Source organism: Methylobacterium sp. Leaf108 (genome assembly GCF_001423265.1).
In the GTDB taxonomy this organism is placed as follows: Bacteria; Pseudomonadota; Alphaproteobacteria; order Rhizobiales; family Beijerinckiaceae; genus Methylobacterium.
Genome location: NZ_LMND01000009.1, coordinates 1 through 12166, shown reverse-complemented (window position 1 = coordinate 12166; position 12166 = coordinate 1). Strand labels below are relative to the sequence as shown.

The 12166-nt window shown below is 70.0% G+C and carries 11 protein-coding genes; 8 read left to right on the top strand and 3 right to left on the bottom strand.

Features of this window, described 5'->3' with window-relative positions; all coding sequences use genetic code 11:
* Nucleotides 1-319: 319 nt before the first annotated feature.
* A complete protein-coding gene (locus ASF39_RS07475) occupies nt 320-1366 on the top strand; it encodes an endonuclease/exonuclease/phosphatase family protein (protein ID WP_244472307.1) in 1047 nt (348 codons plus the stop codon).
* A gap of 273 nt (nt 1367-1639) precedes the next feature.
* Here ASF39_RS07475 and ASF39_RS07470 read toward each other — a convergent pair whose 3' ends face one another.
* Complete coding sequence (locus ASF39_RS07470) at nt 1640-2440, bottom strand: pentapeptide repeat-containing protein (protein ID WP_056282372.1); 801 nt, start codon at nt 2438-2440, stop codon at nt 1640-1642.
* A gap of 230 nt (nt 2441-2670) precedes the next feature.
* Here ASF39_RS07470 and ASF39_RS07465 point away from each other — a divergent pair, with 230 nt between their 5' ends.
* On the top strand, nt 2671-3351 hold the full coding sequence (locus tag ASF39_RS07465) for a Crp/Fnr family transcriptional regulator (RefSeq protein WP_056282370.1): 681 nt from the start codon (nt 2671-2673) through the stop codon (nt 3349-3351).
* A 57-nt stretch (nt 3352-3408) separates the two neighbouring features.
* Here ASF39_RS07465 and ASF39_RS07460 read toward each other — a convergent pair whose 3' ends face one another.
* A complete protein-coding gene (locus tag ASF39_RS07460) occupies nt 3409-4302 on the bottom strand; it encodes a LysR family transcriptional regulator (RefSeq protein ID WP_056282367.1) in 894 nt (297 codons plus the stop codon).
* 140 nt (nt 4303-4442) lie between these two features.
* Between ASF39_RS07460 and ASF39_RS07455 the strand changes: the two genes are divergently transcribed.
* From ASF39_RS07455 to ASF39_RS07430, 6 genes are read left to right on the top strand one after another with little or no spacing between them, the layout of a single operon-like run.
* A complete protein-coding gene (locus ASF39_RS07455; RefSeq protein WP_055883147.1) occupies nt 4443-4838 on the top strand; it encodes a cupin domain-containing protein in 396 nt (131 codons plus the stop codon).
* A 44-nt stretch (nt 4839-4882) separates the two neighbouring features.
* The gene (locus ASF39_RS07450) at nt 4883-6121 is read left to right on the top strand and encodes an MFS transporter (protein WP_056282364.1); all 1239 of its coding nucleotides are present in this window, start codon (nt 4883-4885) and stop codon (nt 6119-6121) included.
* Nucleotides 6118-6606, top strand: a complete 489-nt coding sequence (locus ASF39_RS07445) for a cyclophilin-like fold protein (RefSeq protein ID WP_244472306.1) — start codon at nt 6118-6120, stop codon at nt 6604-6606. Before ASF39_RS07450 ends, ASF39_RS07445 begins: the two co-directional genes overlap by 4 nt.
* Entirely contained in the window at nt 6603-7646 is a 1044-nt protein-coding gene (locus tag ASF39_RS07440) for an SMP-30/gluconolactonase/LRE family protein (protein ID WP_056282361.1), read from the top strand. Before ASF39_RS07445 ends, ASF39_RS07440 begins: the two co-directional genes overlap by 4 nt.
* Nucleotides 7647-7681: 35 nt before the next feature.
* Complete coding sequence (locus tag ASF39_RS07435) at nt 7682-10099, top strand: membrane-bound PQQ-dependent dehydrogenase, glucose/quinate/shikimate family (RefSeq protein WP_082494426.1); 2418 nt, start codon at nt 7682-7684, stop codon at nt 10097-10099.
* A gap of 50 nt (nt 10100-10149) precedes the next feature.
* Nucleotides 10150-10917, top strand: coding sequence for an SDR family oxidoreductase (locus ASF39_RS07430; protein ID WP_056282358.1), 768 nt, complete (start codon nt 10150-10152; stop codon nt 10915-10917).
* An 11-nt stretch (nt 10918-10928) separates the two neighbouring features.
* Here the strand turns inward: ASF39_RS07430 and ASF39_RS07425 are convergent, their stop codons facing one another.
* Nucleotides 10929-11822 (bottom strand): LysR family transcriptional regulator, encoded by an 894-nt coding sequence (locus ASF39_RS07425; RefSeq protein ID WP_056282355.1) that lies wholly within the window; start codon nt 11820-11822, stop codon nt 10929-10931.
* Between the last annotated feature and the right edge of the window lie 344 nt (nt 11823-12166).

Sequence of the window (12166 nt, the reverse complement as noted above, 5' to 3'; positions counted from 1 at the left end):
GTTGCACTAACGGCCTGCCGTCGTTGGACGCAATCGCGAAGTGCGAACCCCGTGATCGGACGACGCGGGTGTAATGTTATTACAACAGGTCTGGGCGGCCCGTCGTCGCCGTGGTCGGCGGCGGGCCGCAGATGAAACCGGAACCGCCTTCCGTCCGACGTCATTGCGTCATCCGGGGGTCCGGTCCGCGTCGTATTCCCGGGGAAGGGGGCGACGCCTGGGTGCGATCGCCCGGTATCGACGGCCATCCGTGCGCGGTCGGACCCGCCGTCCGGTCGATCCGCCGGATCGGGCCACCACCGCGGCGATGGAGACGGATGTGACCTTCTTGACCATGGCCCTGAAGGGCATCGCGGCGCTCCTGGTGCTGGCGACCGCGCTCCCCCTCATCAGGACGAACGTCGGCCTGGTCCGCAGCCTCGATTTTCCGAGGCTCCAGATCGCCGTCGCCCTCGCCGCCTGCCTCGTCGGTCTGCTCGTCGTCAGCCGCGACGCGACCGCTCTGGTCCTCGCGGTGGCGATGGCCGGCGCCCTCGTCCTCCAGGCCCGCCACATCCTGCCATTCACGCCCTTGGCCACGACCCAGGCGAAGGCCGCGGCGGCTGGGGACCCCGGAGCCCACCTGAGCCTGCTCGTCCTCAACGTGCTAGAGTCCAACCGGGACTACGCCCGCGCCCTCGACCTCCTCGTGAGGGAATCGCCGGACCTCATCCTCCTGCTGGAGACCGATGCCGCCTGGCAATCGGCGATGGCGCCGCTGCGCGAGCGGTATCCGCACCGGGTCGAGCAGCCGCAGGACAACACCTACGGGCTGCTGTTCTTCTCACGTCTGCCCCTGCGCGACCCCACCATCCGCTACCTGCTTCAGGAAGACGTGCCCTCCTTGCGCACGACACTCGTCCTCGGCGACGGCGAGCCGGTGACCTTCTACGGCATCCACCCGCGCCCGCCGCATCCGGGCCATAGCAGCGCTCCGCGCGACGCCGAGCTCGTGATGGTCGCGCGCGAGATCGAGAAGGGGGAGGGCCCCACCATCGTTGCGGGCGACCTCAACGACGTGGCGTGGTCGCGCACGACGCAGTTGTTCCAGAACATTAGCGGCCTCCTCGATCCCCGCCAGGGTCGTGGCCTCTTCGCAACTTTCCACGCGCATTATCCCTTCGCGCGCTGGCCCCTCGACCACGTCTTCTTCAGCGAGCATTTTCTGCTGTCCGGGCTGAAGCGGCTCGACGGCGTCGGCTCCGATCATTTCCCGATCTCGGTCACCCTGTGCCGCGCACCGCACGCAGCGGCCGTGCAGGACAAACCCTCCGCCACGGCGGAAGACCACGAAGATGCGCAGGCGGCGATCGAGGCCGTGCGCTGAACTTGCCGGACCATCCCTCGGCTCGCCGGTGGCGACCCAATCCTGAATGGTCCGGCCCGAGGGCTCGACCTCGCGGGCGAGACCGGTGGGATCGCATCCGGCACGGACCGGATCGACCATCCGCGGCCGCGCATGCGGGACGGGTCTCGGGCATCGGATAAAGACCTCGCGCGAAAGCGTTCTCGATCGCCACCGAAGCCGGGGCGATCCCGGATGCGACGAGTGGTCTTGGACGCGGTCTGCGCGGTCGAGGGTCGGGTGAGGGAACGCGGCTCAATCGGCGGCCTGGGTGATGGCGCGGTCGACGTTCACCCGGGCCGCCCAGTCCTTCGTGCTGTCCTGGCCCTTGAGCGAGATGAGCCGGGCGCCGCTCACGTCGACGTTCTTGAAGTCCGCGCCCGTGACCGTCGCGCCCGTGAGGTTGGCGCCCGACAGGTCGGAGCCCATCAGCACCACGTCGGTCAGGTCGGCATCGGTCAGGTTGGCGTATTCCAGGCGCGAGCGACCGAGGTTCGCCCCCTTCAGGTTGGCGCCCTTCAGGTTCACCGAAACGAAGACGGCACGCATCAGGCCCATGGACTGGTTCTTGATGTCGGCGCCCCCCTTGAGGTCGACCAGCGTCGCCCCGGCCATGTTGGCGCCCCTGAAGTCGCCGATGGGCATGGAGCGGCTGAGGTCGGCCCCGCTGAGGTTCGCGTCGCGGGCGGTGATGCCGAACATCTTGGCGCCGACGAGCTTGGCGCCGGAGAGGTCGGCCTTGATGAACCAGGCTTGCTCCAAGTTCGCGCCGGTCAGGTCGGCGCCACGCAGGTTCGCCGTGTTGAGGCGGGCGGTTCGCAGGTTCGCGCCCTTCAGGTTCAGGCCCGATAGGTCGAGCCCGGCGAGTGCCTTGTCGGAGAGGTCGATGGGCTTGCCGTCGGCCTTGGCGATCATCGCCTCGACGTCGGACCGGGTCATCTCGGCCGTGGTCATCGCCGCCGAGCCCATGTCGGCCCCGAGCAGGAGATCCTGCTCGGCGTGCGCCGGGGCGGCCAGGAGGATGGACGCAAGCAGAAGGGGGGCGAGGCGGCGCATCGGTTTCTCCCGGTCACTTCGCCCGAGCCCAGGGAAAGCCTATGCTTCCCCATGATGTCGCCCGAACGGATTCTTGTTGTCTGCCGACGGTGGTACTGAGGGCGCTCGCAACCGTCTGTGACCCAGGTCACCGAGGTCTGTGGATCCCGAGACTTTCATGCATCGACCGGGGCATGGCGGCGACCGGGGCATGGCGGCGACCGACGACCGCCAGCCCGAGGAGGATCATCATGCAAAGCGCCCATCAGATCGAGCGCTGGATCGAGCGCTTTCCGGTGGTCCGGGATTTCAGCGCGAGCCATCTCCAACTCGCGCGGGGCACCGTCGCCTTCCCCACGCTCGAGGCGGGCGCGATCGCCTACGAGCTCGAAGATCCTTGCGCGAATTACCTCATGTGCATCGATGGCCGGACCAGGGTCTTCCGGATGTCGGAGGGCGGCCGGGAGATGCTAATCTACAAGGTCGGGGCCGGCGGCACCTGCGTCCTGACCACCCAGTGCCTGCTGTCGGGCGGTGGCTTCCCGGCGCAGAGCGTCGCGGAGGCGCGGACCGAGCTGGCGGCTTTGCCGGCCGACACCTTCCGCCAGCTGATGCGGGACAGCGCCGCCTTCCGGGACTTCGTCCTCGACGACTACACCAAGCTCCTGTCGGCGGTCTTCGACCTCGTCGAGGAAATCGCCTTCGCACCCCTGGAGCAGCGCCTCGCCCGGCGGCTGCTGGTCGAGGCCGATGCGGACGGCATCGTCTGGAAGACGCACCAGCAACTCGCGTCCGACGTCGGGAGCGTGCGCGAGGTCGTCAGCCGCCTCCTCGGGGAATGGGCGGACGGCGGCCTGGTCGAAATTCGCCGGGGTCAAGTTCAGGTCATCGACCGGGCCGCGTTGACGGCCGGAAGGCCGAACCACCATTGAACCAACACATCGGGAGTCGCTGTCCGGATGCCGGAGTGCAGTCGGATCGATGCTCCGTCACGACCGGTAGCGCAGTGCCTCGACCAGCACGGCGAACGCAGGCGAAGGCCGGCTGCGCGACGGGTAGTAAAGGTGATAGCCGGAGAATGGCGGGCACCAGTCATCCAACACCCGAACGAGTCGGCCGTCGTCCAGGCATGCCTGAACCTGGTCCTGTGACAGGTAGGCGATCCCAAAACCGCCGAGCGCCGCCTCCTGGATCAGGGAAACGGTGTTGAAGACGAGTTGCCCCTCCACCCAGACGCGGACATTCCGTCCGCCTTTCTCGAACTCCCAGGCGTAGAGCCCCCCGTGCGTCGGCTGGCGCAGGGTGATGCAGGAATGGTCGGTGAGCTCCTCAGGTCGTCGCGGAATCGGACGATCCGCCAGGTAGGAGGGCGCCGCCACGGCTGCCATGCGCATGTCGGGGCTGATCCGGACCGCGGCCATATCCTTGGCCACCGTCCCGCCCAACCGAACGCCGGCGTCGATGCCCTCTGCGACGATGTCGGTCAGGCCGTAGTCGACGATCGTCTCGACCTTGATCTCCGGGTGGTCGGGTAGGACCCGGCGCAGGGCGGGCCAGAGAATCGTTCGCGCCGCGTGCTCGTCCGCGGTGATCCGAATGGTTCCGGCCGGCTTGCCGCGGATCTCGGCCAGATCGACGAGGCCGGCCTCGATCTCGTCGAAGCGCGGCCCCACGGCCTTGAGAAGGCGCTGGCCGGCCTCGGTCGCCGATACGCTTCGCGTCGTGCGCGCGAGCAGCCGTATGCCGAGGCGCGCTTCCAGCGCCCGGACGGTCTGGCTGAGGGCCGGCTGCGACACCCCGATCTGTGCAGCCGCCTTCGTGAAGCTACCCGCCCGCGCCACGGCGACGAAGGCGCTCAGGTCGTTGAGGCTCTCGCGCAACATCCATAAGTCCTGCTCATAACCCCATGTTCATTTGAACATCTAATCGGGTCCGATCTCGAGCGCTAGCTTCCGATCCGGCATCGCAGGCGGCTCCAAGCCGTCCGGACACGCAAGCCGATCGGATACGACGGAGCATGGCCATGGACATCAGACGCGTGGGCTCGCAGCCCTCTCGCAAGGGCCCGGGCGAGTGGTTCACCGGTACGGTCCGCATCGATCCGCTCTTCGACGCGACGGAGCCCGCCCGGACCAGCGCTGCCCTCGTCACCTTCGAGCCGGGCGCCCGCACGGCCTGGCACACCCATCCGCTCGGGCAGACGCTGGTCGTCACGGCCGGTTGCGGTCGGGTCCAGCGTGAGGGCGGTCCCATCGAGGAGATCCGTCCCGGGGACGTGGTCTGGTTTCCGCCCGGCGAAAAGCACTGGCACGGCGCCGGCCCGACCACCGCGATGAGCCACATGGCCATCCAGGAAGCGCTGAACGGCAGTCCCGTCGACTGGATGGAGACGGTCTCCGACCGGCAGTACGGCGCCTGAATCTCACCCTCGACCTTCGACACCCTGGGAGCGGCGGCTTGCCCATGAACCCGAACGAAGCCTGCGCGGACGAAGCTGCCCTCCGGCACGAGACACCGGCCGGCGCATGGGGCGCCGTCTTCGCCCTGACCCTCTGCGTCGGGACGCTGATCGCCTCCGAGTTCATGCCCGTCAGCCTGCTGACGCCGCTGGCCGCCGACCTGCAGATGACCGAAGGGCACGCCGGCCAGGCCATCGCCGTCTCCGGCCTGTTCGCCGTGCTGACGAGCCTCGTCATCTCGTCGTCCACCCGCGGGATCGACCGCCGCACCGTTCTGCTGGCGCTCACCGTCCTGATGATCGCCTCGGGCCTGATGGTGGCCTTCGCGCCGAACACCGTGGTCTTCATGGCCGGGCGCGCGCTGGTCGGCGTCGTCATCGGCGGTTTCTGGTCGATGTCGACCGCCACGGTGATGCGTCTCGTGCCGGCCGCCGAGCTTCCGCGCGCCCTTGGCCTCCTCAACGGCGGCAACGCCCTGGCGACCACGGTGGCCGCACCGCTGGGCAGCTTCCTCGGGGCGCACATCGGCTGGCGCGGGGCCTTCTTCTGCGTCGTCCCGCTGGGGTGCGTGACGCTGGCCTGGCTTTTCATGAGCCTGCCCGCGATGCCCTCCGACCGGACGGCCCGGGGCGGCACGGTGTTCCGGGTGCTGCGCCGGCGCCAGGTCCCCCTCGGGATGCTGTCGGTGGCGCTGTTCTTTCTCGGGCAGTTCGCCCTCTACACCTATCTGCGTCCGTTCCTCGAGACGGTCCCGCGCGTCGACGTGACGACGCTCTCCCTGATCCTGTTCGGCACCGGCGCGGCGGGGCTCATCGGCAGCTACCTCATCGGATTCCTGCTGACGTCACGCCTCTTCAGCCTCCTCATCGTCATTCCCCTCCTGATGGCGGCCATCGCGGTCGCCCTGACGATGGTCGGCGGTTCTCCGGCGGCGTCGGCCATCCTGCTCGCCGGATGGGGTCTCGTCGCGACCGCGGCACCCGTGGCGTGGTGGACCTGGCTAAGCCGAGCGCTTCCCGACGAGGCCGAGGCCGGCGGCGGGCTGCTGGTCGCGGTGGTGCAACTGGCGATCGCGCTCGGCGCCACCCTCGGCGGCCTCGCCTACGACGCGAGCGGGTACCGCGCCACCTTCGCCGTCAGCGCCGTCGCGCTGTGCGCCTCGGCGCTCGCCGCCACCCTCGCCTGGCGCCAGAGGCCGCTCGAAGCCGGTTCCACCCCGCACGGGCAGGAGGCCCTCACATGAAACGCAGCGCACGCGCCGCGACGCTCCTGACCGTGATCCTGGCCTCCAGCCTGGCCGCAGGAGCCATCGTCCACGCAGAGCCCGCCCAGGACCGGCGGCCACCCTCGACTCCCACCAGAAAGGCGCCCGCGATGGAAAGCGTCCTGATCCGGTTCGGCGGCGAAACCGTCACCGCGACCCTGGAGCCCGGCGAGGCCGCCCGTGCCTTCCGGGCGCTGCTGCCACTCACCCTGAAGCTGACCGACTACAACGCCACCGAAAAGATCGCCGATCTGCCGAGGCGGCTCCCGGTCCTGGGCGAGCCGGCCGGCATCGACCCGGAGCCCGGCGACCTCACCTATTACGCCCCCTGGGGCAACCTCGCGATCTTCTACAAGGATTTCGGATCTTCGCGCGGGCTCGTTCGCCTGGGCCGGCTGAGCCGCATCCCCGATGCGTTCCGCCAGCCCGGACCGGTCACGGTGACCATCGAGCCGGCCCCGTGACGGGCAAGCCCCCGAGGTCGCGGGTCCTCGCCCGGACTCTCCTCGTCCTGGCCTGCCTCATGGGGACGGCCGGAGGGACCTTGGCCGACGAGGCGCCCGGCGCGCTGGGGTACGACGCGCGGACGCGCGGACCTGTGCCCATTCCACCCGGCGAGCGCGATCTGCAAAGCGTCGTCGCGCAGCCCTGGTTCAAGGTCTCCGAGGCGGGGATCCCCCTGGAGGGACCGTCCTTCGACCGGGCAGGGGACCTGCTGTTCACCGATGCCGGGACCGGAAGGGTGCTGCGCCTCACACCCGACAGGCGCCTCGCCACGGTCGTGCCCGCCAACGCCCTGAACCTCGGTGGTCTCGCGATCCATCGGGACGGGCGCATCTTCGCCGCCGGAACCGGCGGCTTCAGGCGCGGCTCCATCGTCTCGGTGCGACCGGACGGATCGGATCTGCGGACCGTCATCGCCCCGGATGCGGGCCACGTGGTCAACGACCTCGTCTTCGATGCGCAGGGGGGCTTCTACTTCACCGACTTCCGCGGCACCTCCACCGACCCGAAGGGCGGCGCCTACTACGTCACGCCGGACCTCGGGACCGTCACGGCGGTCCTGCCAAACCTCGCCATGGCCAACGGCGTGGCGCTCAGCCCGGACGGCAAGACCCTTTGGATCACCGAGTTCGGCCGCAACCTCCTGCACCGGGTCGACCTCGTCGACGCGACCACGCCCACGCCGCTCGGGACGACGGTGGCCTACCAGTTCACCGGTCCGGCGCCCGACTCGATGCGCGTGGATTCCGACGGAAACATCTATGTCGCCCTCTACGGCCAGGGCCGGATCCTCGCGTTCAACCGCAACGGCATCCCCATCGGGCAGGTGCTGCTGCCGGGCCGGGACGACGGCCACAACCTGAACTCCACCAGCATGGCGCTGCGGCCCGGCACGGACGACCTCCTCATCGTCACGAACGACGGCGCGGGCGGCCAGGGCTCGACGATCTTCCATGCCCGGGCTTTCGCGAAGGCACTGCCGCTCTTCTCTCATCGATGACGCCGGCCCCCGATCCGAAAACGGAAACCACCACCATGAGAACCAACGAAACGGTGTCCCTGCCGGCGCCCGCGGCAGGCCCGGACGGCCGCGTGACGGTCTGGACGAGACGCGCGGTTACCGCCCTCCTCATGGTCGTCGGGCTCGGCCTCGGTGCCGGGGGTGCGGCGCTGGCCTGGTACGGTGGATCGCCGTACTACCTGCTGACCGGGGTCGCTGTCCTCGCGAGCGGCATCATGGTCTGGCGCCGCGATCCGCGCGGCATTCGGCTCTATGCCGCGATGCTGCTCTGGACGACCGCCTGGGCGGTCTGGGAGGTGGGCTTCGAGCCCTGGCAGCTCCTGCCCCGCCTGCTCGCGCCCTTCGTCCTCGGCTTGGCGCTCCTGCTTCCTGCCGTGCGACGCGCCGGGCCACGCCGGCCGGCGGCGGCCCTGGGCTGGCCGGCCTTCGCGGGCGCGCTCATCCTCGCCCTGGCGGCAGGCGGCCTTCTCCACCCGGACGGACCGGCCGAACCCATCCTTCGCCGGGGCATCGCCGACCGTGCCCCGGGCCCCCTGGCGCAACCGCTCGCGCGGATCGACCGCGAGGATTGGCCAGCCTTCGGCAACGACCAGGGCGGCACCCGTTTCAGTCCGCTCGCCGATTTGACCCCGCAGAACGTCGGCGGGCTCGAGGTCGCGTGGAAGGCCGAGACCGGCCCCGACACGCCCGGACCGGCGACCGCCCTGGAGGCGACGCCGATCATGGTCGGTGACGCCCTCTACCTGTGCGACGGCCACAACCGCGTGCTCGCCCTCGACGCCGAAACGGGCCGCGAGCGCTGGCGCCACGACATGTCGAATGGCACCCCGCCCTCCGGCAAGCCCTGCCGCGGTGTCGCCCATTACGCCGTGCCGGACATGACCGGCCCGTGCGCGCACCGCGTCATCGCCGCGACCCAGACGCCGGAGCTGATCGCCCTCGACGCGGCGACCGGCCAGCCCTGCACCGATTTCGGCAAGGACGGCCGGGTCGACCTTCGCGAGGGCATCAGCGCCTATCCCAGAGGCCAGTACTACGTGAGTTCGGCCCCGCAGATCATCCGTGGCAAGGCGGTGGTCGGCGGCGGCATCCCCGACGGCCAGTTCTGGGGCGGCCCGTCCGGCGTGATCCGCGCCTTCGACGCCCGCACGGGCGACCTCGCCTGGGCGTTCGATCCCGGCCATCCCGACCGCATCGGCGCGCCGCCCCCGGGCGAGACCTATACGCCGTCCTCGCCCAACAGCTGGGCGCCGATCAGCGCCGACGAGGCGCTGGGGCTGGTCTACCTGCCGATGGGCAACGCCACGCCGGACAACTTCGGCGGCCTGCGCCGGCCGTTCGACGAGGAGGTCTCCAGCGCCGTCATCGCCCTCGACGCCGAGACGGGGCGCCTGCGCTGGAGCTTCCAGGCGACCCACCATGACATCTGGGACTACGACACCCCATCGCAGCCAACCCTCGTCGACCTGCCCACCGCGAACGGGGTTCGCCCGGCCCTGATCCAGCCGACCAAGCGCGGCGAGGTCTTCGTGCTCGACCGCGAGACCGGTCGGCCCATCAAGCCCGTCACCGAAGTGGCGGCGCCGCAGGGCGACATCGGTGCCGGCGAACGCCTGGCGCCGACACAGCCCGCTTCCCTCGACCTTCCGGCCTTCCGGGGCGCGCCCCTGCGGGAGTCCGACATGTGGGGCGCGACACCCCTCGACCAGATGCTCTGCCGCATCCTGTTCCGGCAATCGCGCTACGAGGGCCACCTGACGCCGATCACCCTGGGCAAGCCCGTCCTGATCGATCCGGGCTCGGTCGGCGGCGTGAACTGGGGCAGCGCCTCCATCGATGTCGACCGGGGCATCATGATCGCCAACTGGATGCGGTTCCCCGACCGGGTCGAGCTCATGACCCGCGAGGTGGCGAACCAGCGCCAGCTCACGCTCTCGGACGGCCAAAGCCCCGGTGGCGACGCCGACCGGCCGATGCTGAACACGCCCTACGGTGCCTATGGCGGGTTGTTCATGTCGCCGCTCGGCGTACCCTGTACCGCCCCGCCCTGGGGCCTGACCGCCGCCTTGGACCTGACGAGCGGGCGACTGCTCTGGTCGAAGCCCCTCGGGACGGCGCGCGACACCGGTCCGCTCGACATTCCCTCGATGCTGCCGCTGACGGTGGGAACCCCGGTGTCCGGCGGGGCCGTCACCACGCGCGGCGGCCTCGTCTTCGTCGGCGCCAGCATGGACCGAACCTTCCGTGCCCTCGACGTCGCGACCGGCCGCGAACTCTGGCAGGCCCGGCTCCCCGGGGGCGGCAACGCCACGCCGATGACCTACCGAAGCCCGGTGAGCGGTCGCCAGTTCGTGGTGGTGGCGGCCGGCGGCAAGCCTCCGCTGGCCATCAGCCTCGGCACCAAGCTCGTCGCCTACGCGCTGCCGCGCTGATCCCGACAGCGGCTTTAGAAGTCCCCTTCGAACCCATCCTGGAGAAACCGATGTCCCTGGCCCATGATTTCACCGGCAAGATCGCCTTCGTGACGGGTGCGACCAGCGGCATCGGTCGCGCCACCGCCCTGGCGTTCGCGAAGGCCGGCGCCGCCGTCACGGTCGCCGACGTATCCGAGGAGGGCAATCTCGAGACCGCCCGGCTGATCGAGGAGGCCGGCGGACGCGTGCTCGCGGTCCGGTGCGACGTCAGCGAGGCCGGGGACGTGAAGGCGGCGCTCGACCGGACGATTCAGACCTTCGGGCGGCTCGACGTCGCCTTCAACAACGCTGGCATCGAGCAGCCGATGGCGCCGGTCGCCGAGATCGAGGACGAGGACTTCGACCGCATCGTCGCGATCAACCTGCGCGGCCTGTTCCTCTGCATGAAACATCAGGTCCCGCTGCTGCTGAAGGCCGGGGGTGGTGCCATCGTCAACACTTCGTCGGGCGCCGGCGTGAGGGGCTTCGCGGGCCAGGCCGCCTACGCCGCGACCAAGCATGGCGTGATCGGCATGACCAGGAGCGCCGCCCTCGACTATGCCAAGCACGGGATTCGCATCAACGCGATCTGCCCGGGCATCGTCGATACCCCGATGATGCAGCGTTTCACCGGCGGCACCCCGGACGGCATCGCACGGGTGATCGCCCAGGAACCCGTCGGACGGATGGGCAGGCCCGAGGAGATCGCGGCCGCCGTGCTGTACCTGTGCTCGGACCTCGCCGCCTTCACGATCGGGCACGCCATGGTGGTTGACGGTGGCCAGACGGTCGGCTGACGCCCGACCGCTCACCCTCGGTATCGGAGCGCCTCCAAGATGACCGTGAAGGCCGGGGCGGGCTGGCGGCGGCTCGGATAGTACAGGTGGTAGCCCGGGAAGGGCTCGCACCAGTCCTTCAGGAGACGGACCAACCTGCCCTCGGCCACGTCCTGCGCGACGTGGTCCTCCGGCAGGTAAGCCAACCCGAGCCCCGAGAGCGCCCCGTCCCGGATCAGGCGTAGGCTGGTGAACACCAGTTGCCCCTCGACGCGCACGGCGAGGGCCTGTCCCTTCCGCTCGAACTCCCAGGGATAGAACCCTCCGCGGGTCGGACGGCGCAGGTTGATGCACCGGTGGGCGGTGAGGTCCTCGGGGTGCTTGGGCCTCGGGCGCTTCCTCAGGTAGGCCGGCGCCCCGACCACGGCCATGCGCATGTCCGGCCCGATCCGCACGGCGACCATGTCCTTCTCGATATGCTCGCCGATGCGCACGCCGGCGTCGAAGCGCTCGGCCACGATGTTGGTCAAGGCCTGCTCGGTGACGACCTCGACCGAGACATCGGGATAATCCGGGAGCAGGCGCGCCAGGACCGGCCATAGGACCGTGACCGCCGCGTCCTCGGGCGCCGTGATGCGGACGGTGCCGGCGGGCTTGTCCCGCAGTTCCGTCAACGCGGACAGCTCGACCTCGATCTGCTCGAACTGCGGGCCCACGATCCGCAGCAGGCGCTCACCCGCCTCGGTCGGGATGGCACCGCGGGTGGACCGGGTCAGCAGGGGTACGCCGAGCCGGGCCTCGAGTCCTTTCAGGGCATGGCTGAGGGCCGATTGCGTGACGCCCAGGCGGGTCGCCGCGCGGGTGAAACTACCTTCCCGCGACACCGTCGCGAAGGACAGCAGGTCGGTCAGGTCCGTGCGCGCCATCGGCGACCTCTTCGATGCAGTCGGTTGGGTGGGCGCCACCGCCCGGGACCGCGCCGTCGCCGATCCATAACTTTGGCTCATGACCCTATGTGGCGAGACGGCACTAATCAACGAGGGGTGAGGCGCTACCCTAGAGTCGATCAAAGGTGCCCGTTTCGCCCCCGGGCATCCCCTTCGATGGCCCGCCATCGTGCCATCGCCCCCTACAGCAGGCCCGGAGACCACGATGGGAAGATCCGCAGATTACGACGTGAATCGGAGAGACCTGATGGTTGGAGCGTCGGCTGCCGCGACCTTTGGCGCCGTCCCGACGGTTGCGGGGGCCGCACCCGCGTCGGCCGGCG